The following is a 20,785-nucleotide window of genomic DNA, read 5'->3' on the forward strand; positions in this document are numbered from 1 at the left end:
AGGTACTGTGATCCAATAATTTGTCTTTTATACTCTCCCTGTCGATGTTCCCAATAAAGTGCCGGCAGTACAATCATCCACCTTCACCCATACATATTCACCTTTACGGTAATCTTCTTTAGGGAAAATTACCACCTTGTTATGATCTGTTCTGCCGAAGAGATGATCTTCAGAGCGTTTGGAGGTGCCTTCGATCAGCACTTTAAACGTTTTGCCCACATCCTGCTGCATACTTCTGAGCGATTGTCCGCGGTGCAGCTCTACTACTTCCGCCAGCCTGCGTTTTTTCACTTCTTCCGGCACATCGTCCTGGTAACGGCGTGCAGCCAGTGTACCGGGGCGTTCGGAATAGTAGAACATGTAGGCGAGGTCGTATCTGGCATAGTCCATCAGGCTCATGGTGTCCTGGTGGTCTTCTTCGGTTTCTGTGCAGAAGCCGGTGATGACATCCGTGGACAGGGCGCAGTCAGGTAGTATTTCACGGATGCGGTCTACTTTTTTGATATACCATTCACGGGTATAGGTACGGTTCATCAGTTGCAGTATACGGGTGCTGCCGCTTTGCATAGGCAGGTGAATGTATTTGCAAATGTTCTCGTACTTCGCCATAGTGAACAGCACTTCATCGGTAATGTCTTTCGGATGGGAGGTGCTGAAACGTACCCTGAGCAATGGGCTGATAAGTGCGACGCGCTCGAGCAGATTGGCAAAGGTGGTCACAACAGATGCATCCTGCGGGTCAACCCAGTAGTAGGAGTCCACGTTCTGTCCCAGGAGGGTCACCTCGCGGTAGCCCCTGTTGAACAGGTCTGTGGCTTCCTGCAGGATAGACGCTACGTCTCTGCTGCGCTCACGGCCACGGGTGAAAGGCACCACGCAGAAGGAGCACATATTGTTACAACCCCGCATGATGGACACAAAAGCGGTCACGCCATTGCTGTCCAGCCGGACAGGGTTGATGTCACCATAGGTTTCTTCACGGCTAAGCAATACGTTCACTGCTTTCTGGCCGGTTTCCGCCTCTTCGATCAGCGCGGGCAGGGTCCTGTAAGCATCAGGGCCTACTACCATGTCCACCAGCTTTTCTTCTTCCAGCAGTTTGGCCTTCAGGCGCTCAGCCATACATCCGAGCACGCCCACCAGCAACTCCGGGTTACGTTGTTTTATTTTCTTAAATTCTGTTAGTCGTTTACGTACGGTTGTTTCCGCCTTTTCCCTGATAGAGCAGGTATTGAGCAGTACCAGGCTGGCCTCTTCCACATTGCGGGTGGGGCCAAAGCCTTCTTCCCTGAGGATGGACGCGACGATCTCACTGTCGTTAAAGTTCATCTGGCAACCGTAGCTCTCTATATAGAATTTCTTGGTATAAGTCTGTGTTTCTCCGTCCAGGGAGGAGTAAGCTTCACCCTGGCGACTTTCGTCATGCACTTTTGTAACCTGTTCCAGCATCCTTTGCGAGTAATTTTAGGAAAGCAAAACTACACAATAAAATCCGAAAATGACAGAATGGCATGGTAGGTAGTATTGCCGGTGCTTACAGCCCTTTTTCCAGGAGAAAACGGGTGAGGGCAGCGGGACTTTTGAGCTGGAGTTTCTGCATAATGTTCTTCCTGTGGGTTTCCACGGTATAGATGCTCAGGTACAGGTGCGTGGCTATCTGCTGATTAGTGAGCTGCTGGTTGATCAGCTGGAGGATCTCCGTTTCCCGCCGGGTGAGGTTAAACTCCCTGAAGGGCGGATTTTCCGTTTCCTGCTGGTACATACGGGCCATGGGAGGGAAGCATTGTTTCCCTTTGCTGACCTGCCTGATGGCTTGCAGCAGTTCTTCCTTATTGCAGGTTTTTAGCAGGTAACCGTCAGCCCCATAGGTGCCGGCCAGGGAAACCAGGTGGGGGTCGTTGTAGCTGGAAAGGATGATCGTCCGGATGCCGGGATAATCCTGGCGGATGAGCTTTGTGGCCTCCAGGCCATTCAGGACCGGCATGTTAATGTCCAGGATGACGATATCGGGTTGATGGCGGCGCAGGAGGTTCATGAGCTCCTGACCGTTGGCGGCAATGGCCAGGACGGTCACATTAGGGACCTGTTGAAGGATGGAATGGATACCGTCGGCAAAGAGTGTGTGGTCATCGGCAAGGATGACGTTAACAGGTAACTGCATGTTGTGGAATTACGGGGATGTGAATGATAAAAGTAGTACCGGAGATGCCTGAATCGAGGTGTAACTTCCCGCCCAGTGATTTTACCCGGCTACGTACGCCCGATAGTCCCAGGCCCTGTGCCCTGCCCGGGGTGACCGGTAGCCCCACCCCGTCATCTTCCACCACTATTTCCAGGTAATCGGGGTAGTACAGCAGCTGGATAGTAGCTGCGGAGGCCTTTGCATGCCTGATAATATTACTGGTCAGTTCCATGATGATGCGGTATAGTATCAATTCCTGCCGGGGATCGAAGCAGGCCTGGTATTTATTGCTGCAGAAATGGAACAGGATATTGGAGGAGTTGAGCAGCGAAAAGTAAGATTGTAGTATATCAGTAAGTGGAATATTGCCAAAAAGGGGAGGCACCAGGTTATGTGCGGCCCTGCGCACGTTCTGGCTGGTCTGGTCTACCAGCTGCAGGAGGTTGCTGGCTTTCTGCTCGTCCTGCTTCGTCCTGTAATGCAGGTTTTGCAGATAGATGCGGATGGCGGCCAGATTGCCGCCTATTTCATCATGGATATCGGCCGCTATCCGTTTGCGCTCCGCCTCCTGGATGTCCAGCTCATGGTTGGCCATCATGGCCTGCTGCTCCTGCAGTTTCAGCAACAGCTCCCGCTGTTTCATCTTATAGCTGTCCAGCCTGCGCATCATGACCACTATCCATACGGCTGCGCTCCAGATGCAGGTAAGGGGTAAGATACCAGAAGAGACCAGGTACGTTGTAACGGTATAAGTAAGTTGCAGTGAATAACTGTGTACCGGTCCTAAAATGGCCGGCGTCCGGGGGATTAAGTACATGAACAGTTCCTGACTCATAATAGTACAGAGAATGAAGGGTATGAATCTTATATAACTGACAGATTATCTATTGGGGTAGTGCTGAAAAATTGTCCCTGAATTACATTACAAGTCTACAAAAAAAAGTGTTGCCACGGTGAAAGTAGGGGGTAGTTTGTTAAAAAAATTAACAAATGGGGCTGGGATACCCGGTGGGGATGGTAATTCTGTTCCTGGACGCGAGTGATCGGAGCGGTTGGAAGGGATGACGGGCGATTCGGTTTCAGTAAGGGACTGCAGGCTGTACCCCTCTCCGAGCACTATATATTAAGCATTATCAAGCGTGTGGGCTTTGGAACATGATTTAACTCCCGTCAATCGTATAGGAGCTCTCCAAGGGCTACGTGCCCGCAGTCTCCTTCTGAAACCTTCCGCAGTCATAGGGTGAAGATTGAAGAATTGAGCGAATCTTCACCAAATACTGAGCAAATACATTTACATGTCCTGCGGCCAGTTGCAGTGGATGATCACCGGTTTCAGTTTAACATGAATTCTGTCAGAAGGATATAAAAAAGGGGCGCTGTACTAAGGCACTATGTAAAGCTTAATTTGCAGCACTGTAAAGTTTATACTGAATTTACAATCGCCTGTAAAGTCAATCCTGAACTTCATCATAGAACTGTAAGCTTTTTCTGTACTAAAGCACTTTATGCCTGATGTTCGATTGAATCGGATCTGTATCGAACTTTTAACAAATCAAAGGTTTGGTTTCGGTGTGCCAGAGACTTTTAGTTTTCGCTTTTTTCCCGTCTTGATACCGCTTTGATACCGCTAATCTTACGTTAAAGTTACGTTCATGGACGTAAGATTAACGTAAGATTAGCGGTATCAAAGCGGTATTAAAGCGGTATCAGGACGGTTGTATGATCCTAAAATAGGTTTACACCTTAAAAAGTGTAAAACATGCAAAATTCAAATAATCAGCACAAGGAGGGACGTAAAGGGCGTCTGTGAATGCAGTTATGGTATGGACAGTCATTTGGGATAAAGTCGTGGCCGATTATACAGCGGGGGATCAGAGGCGGCGCCAGGAGCAGTCCGCTCAGTGATCAGTCAAAGCGTTATCAAAGCGGTATCAAAGCGGTATTATGTAACAGCGGAGCGTATATTCTTTGAGGCCGCGCATAAGTAGCAAGGGTTTCAGATGGGAATCGCTGGCCTTAGTTCTTTGAGGCATGCTGATACGATTGACAGGGGTTTCATACATATCCAACAGCCCGTACGATTCCCAAAGCCTGATAGCACGCGGCTTCAAAAAACTACAGCCAGTGATCCCATACTGAAACCTGGCTACTTAGCGCAAGTAATAAGACTTCCAGAATAAGCCTTCAATGTATATCCGGGGCAGAAAGCCCGATAGCACGCTTCAAAGCTATATTGAAACCAGGCTACTTAGCGCAAATGATAAAACTATATCCGGGCAGAATATATCAGCGTTTCATAACATTTGCTGCGATTTCCGAATGCACGTCGCTGCAGTTCGTCCCCTCATTTTTGCGTTTTGTACACATGATTTTGCGTCTCGTACACATGCTTCAAAAGCGCTTTGGAATCTTTCCTAACATTGCATTGCGCCAAAAGCTCTTTGACATATGGATAGATGCTATACCTCGCTCAGGTGTGCTGTACAATTGTACAGTTCACATTCCCAGCGGCCTTCATTTACTGTAAAACGCGTAACGGAGGTGTTTTTAAGGTTTGACTCCTGTACAAGGGTAGGTGCGAGTCTGCGTAGAAGATGGCGGATAAAGGAGCCATGGCTTACGAGGAGAATATGTTTTCCGGCATGTTCTTTCAGCAGCTCATCCAGGAAGCCAAGGCCACGGTTCAGTACTGACTGTTCCGTTTCCATGCCCAGCTCCAGCTGTCGCCAGCCTGCGCCCCAGCGGGCGATCCTGTCGGCTTCTGTAGTGCCTTCGGTCTGGCCGCCGGATACTTCCATCAGGCGCCGGTCCTGGCGTACATCGGTGATACCCAGCCCGGCAGCGATGATCTCGCCGGTTTGCCGTGCGCGCGACAGCTGACTGGTGTAGATCAGGTCCCAATGTTCGTCAGACAGGCGGATAGCCAGTTTGCGGGCTTGTTCAAGTCCTTCGGTGTCCAGGGGAATGTCTGTGCTGCCCTGCATTTTTCCTTCTTTATTCCATGCAGTACTTCCGTGGCGGATCAGGGCTATACGTGTCATAGGCACCCTTATCTGTTGGTTGCCGCAAATATACGCACAGATTGCCAGTAATGAAAGCTTCAAAGCAATTCAGCCTCGCTGATCAGATTGTTTTTCAATGCAAATACCACTACGCCGGCTGTATTTTTTACATTCATTTTTTCCAGTATGCGGGTACGGTGCCCCTCTACCGTGCGTTTGCTCAGGAAGATCTTTTCACCTATTTCCTGGGCGGTAAACTGCTGGCAGATAAGGCGGATGATCTCTTTTTCACGGTCGGTAAAGGTAACAGGAGCATTGTCGCGCGAGGGGTTAAAACGGCTTCTGACGATCATGGAAGCCAGTTTGGCGGATGTCTGTTTGCAGTAGAAGATGTTATCCTCATACACGCTGTTGATAGCCTCAATGATCTCGTGCTTGTCGGCATTCTTCAACAGGTAGCCTTTGGCGCCTGCTTCCAGCATTTCCACGATCAGTTCTTCCTCATCGAACATCGAGAGGGCGATGATCCTGATATGGGGTAATCGCTGCAGGAGGGTACGGGTGGCCGTAATGCCATCCATCAGCGGCATTTTCAGATCGGTCATGACCACATCAGCTTCGACCGTTTCAAGTAGTTCAAGTAATTCCCTGCCATTGTTGGCCTGTCCCACAAGGGTAATGTCAGGTTGCCTCGAAAGCATTAGTGCGAGTCCATCACGGAAAATCTCATGATCGTCAGCTATCACTAATCGGATGTCGTGATTCATTTGAATGTAAGAATTGGGGTACGAGTTGTCTCTCTGAGAGATCAGTGCATGTAAAGTTACACTATCCCACGGGAATTTTTACGAAATAGTTGGTACCCTGACCAGGTGCCGAGTCAATAGATAATGATCCACCTAAAATATCGGTGCGGATGGCCAGGCTTTTCATGCCTAGTCCGGACGATTCCGTCCTGGCTTTTTTAACATCAAATCCGATCCCGTTCTCCCTGACCAGTACCAGGTAGAAACCCTGCTCCCGGGTCAGTGCGATCTGCAGCTGTGTGGCTTTTGCATGCTTCAGCGTGTTGTGAGTGATCTCCTGGATGATGCGGAAGATATGGATCTCTTTTTCCGGTGGAATATTTATCTGTCCCGAGGTGTGAAATTTGATTTCCAGGGGCTGCTTATCGGATAATTGTCTGATGAATTCATGCAGTGCTTCCGTCAGGCCTTTGCGCTCCAGGGTGGCAGGCAGGAGATTGTGGGAGATCTGCCGGAGGCCGCGGATCACTTCATCGATGTAACCGGACGATTTCGCAATGACCTGCTGGTCCCGCTCATCGGCTACGACAATACTGTGAATGTTCAGTTTGATGGTAGACAGCAGGGGCCCCATACTGTCGTGCAGGTCTGCCGCAATCCTTTTCCGTTCATTCTCCAGGATGGTGATCTCGGCTGTAATACGCTCCCGCTGCAACTGTATATAACGGCGGTGATACAATACGATAGATACCACGAAGAATAGGATGATCACAGCTATGAGCACTGAAATAAATATCGTGATATAGAATATTTTATCGTCCATGGGGCATTATCATTTTGAGGCATCAGGTGCCGGCATGCTATGCATCAAAATGTTTGTTAAAGTAGTAGGATGATTTAACAGGTATGCATAGAACTGCTATAGCATAGATCAAATTTACAAAAGCGTTGATATAATTAAACATAAAAATAACCCGTAAGGACAATACCGTGTCCGACCCGATGAACATAGACGCTTCATAGATGATCTGGTAAATGAAAATAATGATAAACCCCAGGCAGACAAGGAAACGGGCATTCCTGAAGAGCGACTTATTATCTTTTACGATCAGGTAGTTGATCTCGTTGATGCTGAGCAGCACGGTTACGAAAGCATAGGTGACGCGGAAATAGGGACTGAAGGTTTCGATCTTGTTGAAGATGATATTTTCTGTGATCCATACGGCGGCAAACCCGAATAACAATCCGATAAAAAGCAGTCGCTTTCGTTTCAGCGTTCCCCATACGAAGAACTGGTACACGATGACAATAGACTCGGCCAATCCGTATAGGTTCAAAGGAACAGCATTGCTGGTTTGCATTACGCTGATACAAATGAAGCTGATCGTCTCAGAAAGGAACGCCAGTGAGAGCAGTAGGAGAAAGGGCTGAAAGCTTGCAACGGTCCTGTTGAAGCGTATCAGCCCTATCACCAGAGGAATAATAACGAGCTGGCTTACGAGAAAAGCACCTAAATTATTCATCAGGAACGGGATGAGAAACAGTAATTATAATACGGCTTTGCAGAGTGGCGGACAGCGCTGGCCGCTTTCCATCGCCTGCTCCTGGGTGCCCGCTTTAGCTGGTTGTACGCCTGGTATATTGGCCGCCTTTTCACGCGATACCAGTGTTGTAAGGATATCGGCTCCGGAAGAATCGACCGGGAGTAATACCATCCTTACCTGTCCTTTTTCATCCCTGCCCATGTAAATACGGAGTCCCTGTGCGCCTTTGGCATTGAGGATGGCAGCGATGGCATGGCGGTTGAAAGTCTCTCCCTCGGGGATATTAAATGCACTATCAAGATAGTTGCCGGGTAATTTGCTCTGGAGTTCTTTTCTTCCGGCAAGGAAACCCTGACGCAGGCGGCGCGCTTCATCGATCGGGATCACATGTTCGAATGCCCGGGTTTTATCGAGCGGAATGTCTCTCTGCTCCTCATGATGGGGGGTACATTTTGTAAATGCTGCAAGGAGAACGGCAGCAGAAAAGAAACGTAGAAAATTACGATGCTTCATAAATAGCGGTTTTATGATGATTGAATATGTAAGCTACCAGATAACACCTTGAATGGGCCGGGTAGAAATGCTGAAAATAAAACGTATAAATACCTGATATATACTCGTGCTCGTGACAGTGCGTGAAATCATCGTGATGTAATGGGGTATCGTTAGTGGGGCTAAAGATAATTAAAAAAACATAGCACCGGAACCGGGCCAGAATATTGAAAAAATTATAATATCTGGTACTTATATAAGTAGTGGCGCGGCGTTATTTTTGCGCTCCTTTTTACATTGACAATGAAAAAAACATCAGGGTTCAGTCCTGAGCAGCAACTGACCTCGCTTGATGCGCGGTTGTTATTATCCTTACAAAGGCTCAGCGACATGCTAAAAGCTATCCAGTGGGAACAGGCAAGGATCCTGGGAATCACCCCTTTACAGTTACAGATATTGCTTTTCACCGGTCATCATACGGCGGCAGTCAATAAAGTAGCATACATTGCTATGGAACTGCAACTCAGCCGTCCTACCGTCAGCGATGCTGCTGCAGCGTTGGTCAGCAAAGGACTGCTGCGCATTGAAGACGACCTGAGAGACAGGCGTAGTTATTCTTTCCTCCTTACAGACAACGGTCTCGAAGTGCTGGAACAGGCTGAAAAGTATACAGCAGACCTGTACGCTATTGTAGGGAAAAGACCCCTGCGGGAGAAAATGAACCTGTACCAGTCCGTCTTTACGATCGTTGCGGGATTAAGTAATGACAAAGGCGGAATGCAGCGTACGTGCTACAATTGCGCCCATTATGAAGGGAACAAAAAAAGACAGCATGGATGCGGCCTGCTTCAGAAAAAACTGGCGTCAGCAGAATTGCAGATAGATTGTATGTATCATTCTACGCTGTCGTAGCGTTTCCATCACGATGCCGTCATGATTCCCATCATGATTCTATCGCTTTCCCAATTCCCCGGGTTATCACCCGGGTCTACAAACACGGGCACTCCTGACGGAGTGCATAGCACCTGACGGTCAATTAAATCCGATAACAGTCCGGTCAATGGCTTATAAACAGATGCTATACCATATTAATATCTGATAGCGGATGTTTATAATTGTTGTATCACCTTTGCCAGTTTTCCCAGCCCTTTAATGATCAGTGGTTCTTCGAGCGATGCATAGCCGAGTCGTAGGCCTGGTGCGCTATTGTAATGTGGTGTATAGTAGCTCAGGGGATTGACCAGGTTCATGCCGGCCGATTGTACCTTGCGGAGCAGTTGTGCTGCTTCCACCTCTTTGTGTAACTGCAGCCAGATGGCGAGTCCTCCCTGTGGGCGCGAGTAATGCGCCTGTCCGGCAAAGATGGAATGTATGATACTGTTTGCCAGTTCCAGTCTTTTCATATATACGTAACGGGTATTGTGTATATGCCTGCGGATGTCGCCAGCGGCCATGAGATTGGCAACGGCCTGTTGCAATACAGGATCGCCTTCATGGTTCACAATACTACGGTATGCCGACAGGGAGTTGATAAAGGCCGCCGGTCCGCATACAAAGCTGATGGGTAGAGTATGCATGACCGATCCGAGGTAGATCACATTGTCTGCATGCTCCATACCCGCCAGGGGAATATGATGTGAGTGGAAGTGGTACTCGTGGTCATAATCATCCTCAATGATCACAAAGTTGTATTGTTTGCTCAATGCCAGTAACTGCATCCGCTTTTCTACGGAGAGGGTAGTGGTGGTTGGGTACTGGTGATGTGGCGTGATGTACAGCGCTTTTAAACGTGTAGTACGACAGCTGGCCTCCAGTTGCTCAATATTGATCCCGTACTGATCGGAAGGAATGTAATGTAGTTGTGCGCCGGCTATCTTAAAAGCATGCCATGCGGGCTGATATCCCGGATGTTCAACGGCAACATGATCTCCCGGCAACAACAAGGTTTGAGCGGTCAGGTATAAAGCCATCTGCATGCCGTGGGTAATGCAGATATTTTCCGTAGTAACTGCCAGTCCGCGGTCGTTGTTCAGCATTGTATTTACTTCCTGTAACAGCAGTTCATTTCCTCTTTCGGTGATGTTGCTGAATATCTGCCGCTGATTTTCCTGCTGGAACAATCGCCGGCATTCCCGGCTGATCTCAGCAACAGGGATGAGGTTCAGGTCTGGCCTGCCATCATCAAATATGATATCGTAATTACCGGGGGGATTGGATGAAGAAAGGGAGATGTTCACATGACGGAAAGGGATATGCAAAGAGGGTTTCGGAGGAGCTTCCTGTCCGGGTGGCCCTTTCTGGCCTGCCGGCATACTGTCGCTCACCCGGGTACCGCTCTTATATTGAGAGGTCAGCCACCCGGCGGCGGTCAGCTGCTCGTATGCAAGAATAACGGTATTCCTGTTCACTTTCAGTTGCTGGGCCAACACGCGTGAGCCCGGTAGTAATGCCCCGGGAAGCAGCCTTCCACGCATTATTTCATTAATGATATATGCTTTGATCTGTTGGTATATTGGCTCTTTGCTGTTAAACGACAGCTGGATCTGCACGTGTCTGTAACTCTTCATAGCTGGCAATAAGGTATCTTGTCATATACGCAGGGGGGACGGTGCACGGTTGTTAATTTTTGTTAATGGAAAAAAATAATTATAAGTATGAGCCCGCTGGGAGAGACCGGCTAATTTTTCGCAGACATTGAAAAATATCTATTTTTACAGAATGGATGCAGTTACGATAGAGAAAGCAGCAAATGCAATAGCTGATAAGCACCGGTTATCCATTATACTGGCAGCGTCCCGGCAATCAGCCATTCAGTGCTGTGAAATTACAGAACTTACAGGTTTGTCTCAACCCACTGTGTCTCATCATATTAAGATCCTGGTAGACAGTGGACTACTCATATATGATAAGACCGGCCGGAACGTTCAGTTAACCATTAACAAGGAGATGATGAAGTTCCTTTCTTCCTTTTTCGGACAGTTAAGCTGATTATTACTGAGGGTTTCTTCCGCGGGTAACCTCTTTACTATTATCAGAATAGTGTAAGCGATTATCATGCTAAATGTATGATTATCTATTTTTGATAGTACATAAGGTATTGATTTTGAATTGAGCCGGGAAGGAAAAATCATCTACCCTGCTGACATATTCCCCTAAATTTAGATGAACACAGATTTTATTTGGTAGATTAATTACCAGCTTCTATCTTTGTTTAACCAAATGGTTAAATCAAGTAGTTTAGATGGCACAAGAAAGAAATACCGAGGAATTGATCATAGAAGCAGCCAAGAAGATCTTTGTAAAACGTGGTCTGGCCGGCGCACGTATGCAGGACATTGCAGATGAAGCAGGCATTAATAAAGCCATGTTGCACTATTACTACCGGAATAAGGAGAAACTGTTTGAAATAGTATTTAATGAAGCATTCTCAAAGGTAATTGGCAGGTTGGGCAATATCCTGAACCAGCCGATGCCACTGGAAGAGAAGATCAGGACACTGGTAGAGCATTATATCACTAATATTGCTGAAACGCCGTATCTGCCCATCTTTGTATTGAATGAGATCAACCAGCAACCGGAGATGATAGTGAAGAGGATCAGCTCGCAGCCTGCATTTCCCGACATTATGCTCTTTATGAAAGACATCGTCGAAGCGGGCAAAAAAGGGATCATCAAAGAGGTCAGCCCGGTGCAGTTATTCCTGAACATCGTATCCATGTGCATTTTTCCTTTTGTGGCCAGACCACTGATACAGGGCGTTTTCCTGCAGGACAATGTACAGTTTGATATGCTGATAGAAGAACGTAAAAAACTGGTGGGAGATGTCATTATCTCCTGGTTAAAGCCTTAAGGGCTTTTTTTTGAACTGTAATTAACCAAGTGGTTAAAATAAATAGTTAGCAAATGATGAAGTATCTCGTATGGGCCATGCTGTTATGCACTACGCCCGTCATGGCACAAACAACCCTGACATTGGAGGATTGTTACCAGCTGGCACAAAAGAACTACCCGCTTATTAAACAGCGGGAGCTGATCAGCAGGACCGGCAATTATACGGTGGCCAATGCAGCCAAAGGTTATCTGCCGCAACTGACCTTCTCGGGGCAGGCTACGTACCAGTCGCAGGTTGTGGAGATCCCTTTCCCCGGTGCTCCCCAGCTAAGTAAAGACCAGTATAAGGTACAGGCGGAAGTAACGCAGACCATTTTCGATGGAGGGAATATCCATTACCAGAAAGAGCTGAGCAGGGCTAATACGGCTATTCAGCAGCAACAGCTGGAGGTGAACCTGTATACCGTAAAAGATAGGGTGAGCCAGCTCTTTTTCGGCATCCTCCTGATCGATGAGCAGCTGCGACAGAACGAATTGCGGATGGAGGATATCCGGAGCGGGATACACAAAACCGAAGGCGCCGTAAACAATGGTACTGCTCTTCGCAGTAACCTGGATGAGCTGAAAGCGGAATTACTGAACACCGAACAATTGCGTGTGCAGCTGAAAGCCAGCCGGCAGGCCTACCTGCAGGTACTGGCACTGTTTATCAACCAGCCGCTGGATGATCAGGCCCGCCTCACCAGGCCTGCGCCCACTACCATGCCTGCAGAGATCCGCCGGCCTGAATTGCTCCTGTACGACTATCAGCAGCGCAGTTATGATGTACAGGAAAAGCAACTGAAAGTTAGTTATCTGCCTAAGGTCAGCGCTTTTGTACAGGGTAGTTACGGGCGGCCAACGCTGAATTTTGTGAGTAATGATTTTGGGTTTTATGGACTGGGAGGCATCCGCTTCAGCTGGGGATTAGGCAGCCTTTATACCAATAAGAACAGCCGGCAGATACTGCATATCAGTAAGCAGGAAGCGGAGGTACGCAAGGAGACCTTCCTGTTCGACACCCGGCTCTCCATGACCCGGCAGCAGATAGAAGCAGCTCAGTATAATGACCTTATCCGGCAGGATGAAGAGATCATTGCATTGCGTACTTCCGTTAAAAAGGCCGCCGTAGCGCAACTGGAAAATGGTGTGATCACTTCACATGATTACATCAGTCATGTGAACGCTGAAAGTCAGGCGAAGCAAAATCTCATCCTGCACGAGATCCAGCTGCTGCAGGTACAATACAATAACAGAAATACATCCGGTAACTAATAAATCGTCGTTTGATATATGAAATACTTATCTATTTCCGTGCTCTTTTGCCTGCTGGCTGCCTGTTCAGGCAGGGAAACGGAGGCAGACGCTTCAGGCAATTTTGAGGCTGATGAAGTGATCGTGTCTGCACAACAGAACGGACAACTGCTGTCATTTACCGTACAGGAAGGAGATACCCTGCGCGAAGGAGCTATTGTAGGACAGATAGACGTCAACGGCCTGGCCTTACAGAAAGAACAGGCGGAGGCTACTATCAATGCTTTGAGAGAAAAGACCACAGATCCGCAGCCGCAACTGGCGCTGGTACGTAAACAGCTGGCCGTGCAGGAGTCGCAGCTAAAGCAGTTACTGCATGAACAGCAACGTACGGAGAACCTGGTAAAGGCAGATGCCGCCACACCAAAACAACTGGATGATATCAATGCGCAGGTGGACCAGTTACAGAAACAGCTTATCGTCACCCGCCAGCAGTTGACAGTAAACGAAACCAGTGTTGCTGACAAGAACAGGAGTGTATTGAGTGAGAAAGGCCCCTTGCAGAAATCATTGGCCCGCTATGATGACGAGATCAGGAAAGGAGTGATTGTAAACCCGGTAAAAGGCACTGTGCTGGCAAGATATGCGTTACAGGGCGAGATGGCGGTGGTAGGAAAAGCATTGTACAAGATAGCAGATACAGATACCCTGCTGCTGAAAGCATATGTCACCGGAACGCAACTGCCGGAGATCAAACTGGGACAGTCAGTAAAGGTATTGATCGATGCGGGGAAGAAAGATTACAAGACCTATCCTGGTGTGATATCTTATGTTTCCGGCAAGTCGGAGTTTACGCCTAAAACCATCCAGACAAAAGAAGAACGCGCCAATCTTGTGTATGCTATCAAGATCCGCGTTCCGAATGATGGTTATCTGAAAATAGGCATGTTTGCCATCACTCAATTCCATTGATCATGGATACAGTTATACTGCAGCATGTCAGTAAATCGTACGTCAAAGCCGGGCCACCTGCCTTAGAGGACGTATCGTTCTCTGTAAAAAAGGGAGAGCTGTTTGGGCTGATAGGGCCTGATGGCGCCGGCAAGTCGACCATCTTCCGTATACTCACAACATTGCTGTTGTCGGATAAGGGAACTGCTACCGTGGCCGGATATGATGTGGTAAAGCATTACCATGAGATCCGCAGCTGCGTGGGATATATGCCCGGGAAGTTCTCGCTTTACCAGGACCTGACGATCGAAGAGAACCTGCATTTTTTTGCCACCTTGTTCGGTACAACGGTAGCAGCGAACTATGCACTGATCAAAGATATTTACGAGCAGATCGCTCCATTCAAAAACAGGCGTGCGGGGAAGTTGTCGGGTGGCATGAAGCAAAAGCTGGCACTTTGCTGTGCGCTCATCCACAGGCCTGAAGTACTTTTCCTCGACGAGCCCACCACAGGTGTAGACGCAGTTTCGCGCAGGGAATTCTGGGAAATGCTGCAACGCCTGAAGAGGGAAGGCATTACGATAGTAGTGTCCACTCCTTACATGGACGAGGCCAGCCTCTGTGAGCGGATCGCGCTGATACAAACAGGCCGGATACTGTCAATCGATACGCCTGCAAATATTATCAGCGCTTATCCGGGCAAGCTGTATGCGTTGATGGCAGCAAAGGTGCATCTGCTGTTGAAAGATACAAGGCAGTATGCCGGTATCGCGCAATGTTATGCTGCAGGAGATACACTACACCTCTCGTTCAAAAATGAGGAAACGGACCATCCGGCAGCCTTGCTGTCCTGGCTTGAAAGTAAAGGGCATCAGGGGGTTCATATTAAAGCCATCACACCAGATATAGAAGACTGTTTTATTGCTAAAACAAGCATCCATGAGTGAAAAGGCAATCGTCTGTAAAGACCTGACAAAACGATTCGGCGATTTTGTAGCGGTGGATCATATTTCTTTTGACGTTGACCAGGGTGAGATCTTCGGGTTCCTCGGGGCGAACGGTGCAGGGAAAACAACCGCCATGCGCATGTTGTGCGGTCTGTCTTATCCCACTTCCGGCGAGGCTGCCGTAGCGGGTTATAATGTGTTTAAGCAACAGGAAGAGATCAAGCGGAACATCGGTTATATGAGCCAGAAATTCTCCCTGTATGAGAGCCTGACGGTGAAAGAGAACATCCGTTTTTATGGTGGCGTCTATGGCTTATCTGACAGGCAGCTGAAGGAAAAGGGTGATGAGCTGATCGCAAAACTGGGTTTGGAGAAAGAAGCAAAAATGATGGTAGGCAGTCTGCCCTTGGGCTGGAAGCAAAAGCTGGCATTCTCCGTAGCCATCATCCACCAGCCCCGGATCGTATTCCTCGATGAGCCTACCGGAGGAGTGGACCCGGTAACGCGCCGGCAGTTCTGGGACCTGATATACGATGCAGCGGATAGTGGTATTACTGTATTTGTCACAACGCACTACATGGATGAAGCGGAGTATTGTAACCGTATTTCGGTGATGGTAGACGGGCGCATAGATGCATTGGACTCACCAGCCAATCTGAAGCGGCAGTTTAATGCCGGTTCTATGAATGAAGTATTTTATGCATTGGCGAGGACCGCAAAACGTTCAGCCGACTAAACAAGATATACATGAAACAGTTCATGGTTTTTGTCAAAAAAGAATTTTACCACGTATTCAGGGACAGGCGCACTTTGCTGATCCTGTTCGGGTTGCCGGTCATGCAGATCCTGTTGTTCGGCTATGCGCTGACAACAGAAATAAAGAATGCAGATATCATCATTGTGGATCATGCGGGAGATGCCGCTTCGCAGCAGCTCACGACAATGATCGCCGCCAGTAAATATTTTAATATCGCAGCCAGCGCCGTGTCTGATGCGGATATCTACAAGGCGTTTAAGAAAGGAGCGGTGAAATGTGCGGTGGTGTTCCCGATTGGTTTTGGTAATGATCTGTTGCATGGTCAGTCGGCGCAGGTACAGATCATTGCAGATGCCGCTGATCCGAATACGGCGAAAACACTGACCAATTATCTCACTGCTATTATCGGCGATTATCAGCAGCAGATCAATCCTACCGCCAATATACCCATGCGTATAGAGCCGGTGACCCGGATGCTGTACAATCCGGAGTTGAACGGTTCTATGAACTTTGTGCCTGGCGTTATGGCGCTGGTGCTGATGATCATTTGCACTACGCTGACATCGGTATCTATTGTGCGGGAGAAGGAGATGGGCACTATGGAGATATTGCTGGTATCACCCTTTAAGCCTACCTATGTCGTATTGGCCAAAGCAGTGCCGTATCTGGCATTATCGCTGGTAGATCTTATCATTATCCTGTTGCTGAGCGTATTCCTGCTGGATATGCCTATCAGGGGAAATATCATACTGCTGTTCCTGGAAAGTACATTGTTCATCATCTGTTGTCTTTCGCTGGGACTGCTTATCTCCAGCGTTACACGTACACAGCAGATTGCGATGATGGTATCGATGATGGGCATGATGCTGCCGACCATCTTATTTACAGGCTTTATTTTTCCGCTGGAGAATATGCCATTGCCTTTACAGCTCATTTCCAACCTGGTGCCTTCCCGCTGGTTCTACGTGATCATCAAGGCGGTGATGCTGAAAGGACTGGGATTAGGTGTCATCTGGAAGGAAACACTGGTATTGGCAGGGATGACCACCGCCCTGCTGATGATCAGCATTAAAAGCTTTAAAACGCGTCTGTCATGAGAACATTACGACTATTACTCGAGAAGGAATTCAGGCAGATATTCCGCGATAAAGGACTTTTACCGGTCATCTTTATTATGCCCCTGGTCCAGCTGCTGATCATGCCCCTAGCGGCCAATTTTGATGTAAAGAACATCAACCTGGTGGTAGTAGACAGGGACCATTCCTCCTATACACAACAGATGGTGACGAAAATTGCTTCTTCCGGGTACTTTCACATCACCGGCTATTATACCGGTTATGCACCGGCCCTGCACGAAATAGAACGGGAAAAGGCAGACATCATCCTGGAGATCCCGGCACACTTCGAAACAGACCTGGTGCGGGAGAGCAGGGCAGAGGTCTATCTTGCTGCCGATGCTATCAATGGTACGAAGGCGGGACTGGGTACCGCTTATCTCAACACCATCCTGGGCGATTTTAACAATGAGATCCGCATGCGATGGTTGCCAGCTAAGACCACTGCCGGCAATGTCGATGTGACCTATTCGAACTGGTTCAACCCGGAGATGAACTATCATCTGTACATGGTACCGGGCATCCTGGTGCTGCTGGTGACGATGGTAGGTGGTTTCATTGCCGCGCTGAATATTGTAAAGGAAAAAGAGATAGGCACCATCGAGCAGATCAATGTAACACCTATCAAAAAATGGCAGTTCATCATTGGAAAGATGATCCCTTTCTGGGTGATCGGCATGGTGGACTTTACCCTGGGGTTATTGCTGGCGAGATTTGTATATGGTGTTATTCCGCTGGGCAGCCTGTTGCTGTTATATAGTTTTCTGGCGATATACCTGGTGGCTTTGCTGGGCTTTGGACTGTTGATATCAACGTACAGCGATAATCAGTTACAGGCGATGTTCGTTGCTTTTTTCTTCATCATGATCTTTACACTGATGAGTGGGCTGTTCGTTTCGGTGGATAATATGCCGCCATGGGCCAAGATGATCGCTAGATTAACGCCCGTAACGCATTTCATTGATGTGGTGCGGATGATCGTACTGAAAGGCAGTCATTTCAGCGATATCAGGATGCAGTTCCTGTATGAAATAGCGTTCGCTGTGGTGCTGAATGGCTGGGCAATTCTTAACTATCGTAAAACCGCTTAAGTTTTTATAATATATACAGTTGTAGGTTTAGGCAGATGGCCGGGATAGTCTTATCCCGGCCTCACTATTTACGACATCTTCCGGATCAGTCGTCCTAATGTCTTTAAACCTTCATCTATCTGTTTGCTCCAGGGATTGCTGAAGCTGATCCGCATACAATTATTATAGCGTTCCTGCAGGGAGAAGATCCTACCGGGTGCGAAAGATACTTTATGTTTTATGGCCTGTTCATACAGCTCGTAGGTATTCACTTTCGGATGGAGCTCTACCCACAGCACAAAACCTCCCTGTGGGCGTGATACGCAGCAGTCTTCCGGAAAATATTCCCTGATAGCCTGCAGGTGGCGCATGTATTGTGTATGCAGGTTCTTTCTCATTCCCCTGAGATGGTGCTCGTAGCGGTCGTTCTCCAGGAAACAGGCAATGGCGGCGCTGGGCAGGGAGGGAGAGGAGATAGAGTGATGCCTTTTCAGGTTCAGCACTTTCTCTTTGTATCTGCCGGGCACTGTCCATCCTACGCGGTACCCCGGAGCGAGCGATTTGGAAAAGGAATTGCATAGCAGTACCAGTCCGTTGGTATCAAATGTCTGACATACGCCGGGGCGTTCCTTGCCGAAGTACATGTCGCCATAGATATCATCTTCGATCAGCGGGATGTTGTACTTTTCCAGCAGTCTGACGAGTTCCTGTTTGTGGCAGTCAGGCATGCAGGCTCCCAGTGGATTCGTAAAATTGGTGACGAAGAGGCAGGCTTTAATTTTAAACTTCGGGATAGCTTTGTCCAGGTATTCCAGGTCTACGCCCGTTCCCGGGTGAGTAGGGACTTCCAGTACTTTTAATCCCAGGCTTTCCGCCAGTTGCAGGGAGCCGTAATATGCAGGGCTTTCCAGTGCGATGGTGTCGCCAGGTTGTGTTACTGCGGATAAGCAGAGCGTAAGGGCGTCCATGCAGCCATTGGTGGTTACAATATCTTCTTCACTAATAGCGCCGCCCCAGAGGATTGAGTTCCGGGCGATCTGCCGCCGGAGGTCGGGGTTGCCTTGCACCGGTTCATAAGCAATGCCGGCATTGGGCGACTTGCGCAGTGCCTGTATCAGTGCCTTGGAGATCTTCGCTGCCGGCAGCAGGGATTCCGGTGGCGCGGCGGAGGCGAGCCTGGTGATATTCTGCAGGCTCATATCCTGGGATACCTGTGTGATCATTTCATGCAGCGTGACTTCTGAGGGCTTTTTTACCGCTTCACAAGCTTTCGGCATTTCCGGCATTCTGCGCGGGCTGAAGATCACGTAATAACCCGATTTAGGGCGGGATTCTATCAGTCCTTTAGCTTCCAGGTGGTAGTAGGCCTGGAAGGCGGTGCTCATACTCACGCCCTGTTCTTCGCTCATGGTGCGGACGGAGGGGAGTTTGTCGCCGATTTTCAGGACATCTTTGGAGATGAGCTGTTCCAGTTTGTCGGCGATCTGGAGGTAGAGATGTTCGGCTGTTTTTAGCATTGGTGATCTGATATGGTTCAAAAGTAATAAAAATACATCTGATATGGTGAGGGGATTTTCGGGTGGCTTCGGTTCCAGGTGCGACCCCGGGCTCGAGCCCTTGCTGTCAGGTATTATCAATCGTGTCTAATTTTTGAAGCTTTATTAAACTCCCGTCAGGCGTATCGGCGCTCTCAAAGGGATAAGGCCCTTGGGTCTCCACCTGGAACCTTCCGCTGTTGTCGGGATGATGAGGTCCGTTGTGATAGACGATTGGATGGTTTGTTGGTTGTGTAGCTTCGGTTCCAGGTGGGACCCCGGGCTGTATCCCTTTTCGAGCCCTTGCTATTAAACATTATCAATCGTGTTTGGCTTTGGGAGCTTTATTAAACTCCCGTCAGGCGTATCGGCGCTCTCAAAGGGATAAGGCCCTTGGGTCTCCACCTGGAACCTTCCGCTGCAGCTGGGGAGATGTTGAGAGGATGAGCTCCGTTATAATTGACTGCAGATGCGGGTTTATAATAACTGTGTAATCTTCCGGTCTTCGACTTTTAATCTTCCCTATCAACCCAGAAGCGAATATGCACGCTTATTATGTTGCTGTCTTAGTGTCTTATATCCAGTATGGTGAATCAGGTATTACAGACAAGTACGTTTTCTTGCTAAGTTTCCTGGTCTGTTGAAGATTTATTTTGCGCAACTGGAAAATTGCATAACTTTATGCAACTAAAAAATTGCATAATGGAAGAACTGTTTAAGGGCGTTGCCGATCCGGTACGCAGGGAGATTCTTTCCCTCTTACGTTTGCAGCCATTAAATGTGAATCAGATAAATGAACATTTTGACGATATCAGCAGACAGGCTGTGTCCAAGCATTTGCAGTTCCTGGAAGACAGCGGTTGGATAAAGATCTATCAGGCAGGAAGGGAACGATACGGATATCTCAATAAGACAGCTTTCTACGCCCTTAAGGAATGGTTGGATACCTATCTCCAATGGGGACAGCAGTCACTGGAAAATGATCATGGGGTATTCCTTGAACGGACTGCTTATGAGAAAGGCGCTCCCCTGACTCTGCCTGTAATGTTGCAGGCGATGCTGAGTAAGGATAAGGAATTTGATGGCCTTTTCTATAATGCAGTACGTACCACAGGTATCTTCTGTAAGCCATCCTGCTCTGCAAATCCACGACCTGATAACGTCACTTTTTATCTTACAAGGGAAGAAGCTATGAAGAATGGATATCGTGCCTGTAAGCGATGTAAGCCGTAGAACCTGGGTGGTATCGTACAGGGGGAACAGTAGTTATGTTCTTCGGCGCTGTTTAACATTCATTATCCGCATTTGGTTACCTGCTGT

General features: G+C 48.3%; 20 protein-coding genes. 10 read left to right on the top strand and 10 right to left on the bottom strand.

Annotated elements, in window-relative coordinates; genetic code table 11:
* Positions 1-27: 27 nt before the first annotated feature.
* The 8 genes from miaB to MYF79_RS13995 all read right to left on the bottom strand — a co-directional run bounded on the left by miaB (position 28) and on the right by MYF79_RS13995 (position 7,987).
* The gene (gene miaB / locus MYF79_RS13960) at positions 28-1,449 is read right to left on the bottom strand and encodes a tRNA (N6-isopentenyl adenosine(37)-C2)-methylthiotransferase MiaB (protein ID WP_247814564.1); all 1,422 of its coding nucleotides are present in this window, start codon (positions 1,447-1,449) and stop codon (positions 28-30) included.
* 85 nt (positions 1,450-1,534) lie between these two features.
* Positions 1,535-2,161: a response regulator transcription factor gene (locus MYF79_RS13965; protein WP_247814565.1), complete on the bottom strand. Its 627-nt coding sequence runs from the start codon at positions 2,159-2,161 to the stop codon at positions 1,535-1,537.
* Positions 2,145-3,017 (bottom strand): sensor histidine kinase, encoded by an 873-nt coding sequence (locus MYF79_RS13970; RefSeq protein ID WP_247814567.1) that lies wholly within the window; start codon positions 3,015-3,017, stop codon positions 2,145-2,147. The genes MYF79_RS13965 and MYF79_RS13970 overlap by 17 nt, the downstream gene beginning before the upstream one ends.
* Before the next feature lie 1,624 nt (positions 3,018-4,641).
* Positions 4,642-5,223 (bottom strand): histidine phosphatase family protein, encoded by a 582-nt coding sequence (locus tag MYF79_RS13975; RefSeq protein WP_247814569.1) that lies wholly within the window; start codon positions 5,221-5,223, stop codon positions 4,642-4,644.
* A 59-nt stretch (positions 5,224-5,282) separates the two neighbouring features.
* Complete coding sequence (locus MYF79_RS13980) at positions 5,283-5,951, bottom strand: response regulator transcription factor (RefSeq protein WP_247814571.1); 669 nt, start codon at positions 5,949-5,951, stop codon at positions 5,283-5,285.
* A gap of 61 nt (positions 5,952-6,012) precedes the next feature.
* Positions 6,013-6,753 carry a sensor histidine kinase gene (locus MYF79_RS13985; protein ID WP_247814573.1) on the bottom strand — a complete coding sequence of 247 codons (741 nt, stop codon included), beginning with the start codon at positions 6,751-6,753 and terminating at the stop codon, positions 6,013-6,015.
* A gap of 37 nt (positions 6,754-6,790) precedes the next feature.
* Positions 6,791-7,453, bottom strand: a complete 663-nt coding sequence (locus tag MYF79_RS13990) for a hypothetical protein (protein ID WP_247814575.1) — start codon at positions 7,451-7,453, stop codon at positions 6,791-6,793.
* A gap of 24 nt (positions 7,454-7,477) precedes the next feature.
* A complete protein-coding gene (locus MYF79_RS13995) occupies positions 7,478-7,987 on the bottom strand; it encodes a hypothetical protein (RefSeq protein WP_247814577.1) in 510 nt (169 codons plus the stop codon).
* Between the two features lie 282 nt (positions 7,988-8,269).
* Here MYF79_RS13995 and MYF79_RS14000 point away from each other — a divergent pair, with 282 nt between their 5' ends.
* The gene (locus tag MYF79_RS14000) at positions 8,270-8,878 is read left to right on the top strand and encodes a MarR family transcriptional regulator (protein ID WP_247814579.1); all 609 of its coding nucleotides are present in this window, start codon (positions 8,270-8,272) and stop codon (positions 8,876-8,878) included.
* 197 nt (positions 8,879-9,075) lie between these two features.
* Here MYF79_RS14000 and MYF79_RS14005 read toward each other — a convergent pair whose 3' ends face one another.
* The gene (locus MYF79_RS14005; RefSeq protein WP_247814580.1) at positions 9,076-10,533 is read right to left on the bottom strand and encodes a PLP-dependent aminotransferase family protein; all 1,458 of its coding nucleotides are present in this window, start codon (positions 10,531-10,533) and stop codon (positions 9,076-9,078) included.
* A gap of 151 nt (positions 10,534-10,684) precedes the next feature.
* Between MYF79_RS14005 and MYF79_RS14010 the strand changes: the two genes are divergently transcribed.
* From MYF79_RS14010 to MYF79_RS14045, 8 genes are all read left to right on the top strand, one after another.
* Entirely contained in the window at positions 10,685-10,954 is a 270-nt protein-coding gene (locus tag MYF79_RS14010) for an ArsR/SmtB family transcription factor (RefSeq protein ID WP_089834194.1), read from the top strand.
* A gap of 253 nt (positions 10,955-11,207) precedes the next feature.
* Entirely contained in the window at positions 11,208-11,816 is a 609-nt protein-coding gene (locus tag MYF79_RS14015; protein ID WP_247814582.1) for a TetR/AcrR family transcriptional regulator, read from the top strand.
* Positions 11,817-11,869: 53 nt separating this feature from the next.
* Positions 11,870-13,111 carry a TolC family protein gene (locus MYF79_RS14020; protein WP_247814583.1) on the top strand — a complete coding sequence of 414 codons (1,242 nt, stop codon included), beginning with the start codon at positions 11,870-11,872 and terminating at the stop codon, positions 13,109-13,111.
* 18 nt (positions 13,112-13,129) lie between these two features.
* Positions 13,130-14,062, top strand: coding sequence for an HlyD family secretion protein (locus tag MYF79_RS14025; protein ID WP_247814584.1), 933 nt, complete (start codon positions 13,130-13,132; stop codon positions 14,060-14,062).
* 2 nt (positions 14,063-14,064) lie between these two features.
* A complete protein-coding gene (locus MYF79_RS14030; RefSeq protein ID WP_247814586.1) occupies positions 14,065-14,988 on the top strand; it encodes an ABC transporter ATP-binding protein in 924 nt (307 codons plus the stop codon).
* Entirely contained in the window at positions 14,981-15,724 is a 744-nt protein-coding gene (locus MYF79_RS14035) for an ABC transporter ATP-binding protein (RefSeq protein WP_247814588.1), read from the top strand. Before MYF79_RS14030 ends, MYF79_RS14035 begins: the two co-directional genes overlap by 8 nt.
* Positions 15,725-15,735: 11 nt before the next feature.
* On the top strand, positions 15,736-16,842 hold the full coding sequence (locus tag MYF79_RS14040; RefSeq protein WP_247814589.1) for an ABC transporter permease: 1,107 nt from the start codon (positions 15,736-15,738) through the stop codon (positions 16,840-16,842).
* Positions 16,839-17,951 (top strand): ABC transporter permease, encoded by a 1,113-nt coding sequence (locus MYF79_RS14045; RefSeq protein WP_247814592.1) that lies wholly within the window; start codon positions 16,839-16,841, stop codon positions 17,949-17,951. Before MYF79_RS14040 ends, MYF79_RS14045 begins: the two co-directional genes overlap by 4 nt.
* A gap of 68 nt (positions 17,952-18,019) precedes the next feature.
* Here the strand turns inward: MYF79_RS14045 and MYF79_RS14050 are convergent, their stop codons facing one another.
* Positions 18,020-19,447, bottom strand: coding sequence for a PLP-dependent aminotransferase family protein (locus MYF79_RS14050; protein WP_247814594.1), 1,428 nt, complete (start codon positions 19,445-19,447; stop codon positions 18,020-18,022).
* 720 nt (positions 19,448-20,167) lie between these two features.
* Here MYF79_RS14050 and MYF79_RS14055 point away from each other — a divergent pair.
* Positions 20,168-20,698 carry an ArsR/SmtB family transcription factor gene (locus MYF79_RS14055; protein ID WP_247814595.1) on the top strand — a complete coding sequence of 177 codons (531 nt, stop codon included), beginning with the start codon at positions 20,168-20,170 and terminating at the stop codon, positions 20,696-20,698.
* Positions 20,699-20,785: the final 87 nt, after the last annotated feature.

It is taken from the genome of Chitinophaga filiformis, from assembly GCF_023100805.1.
In the GTDB taxonomy this organism is placed as follows: domain Bacteria; phylum Bacteroidota; class Bacteroidia; order Chitinophagales; family Chitinophagaceae; genus Chitinophaga; species Chitinophaga filiformis_B.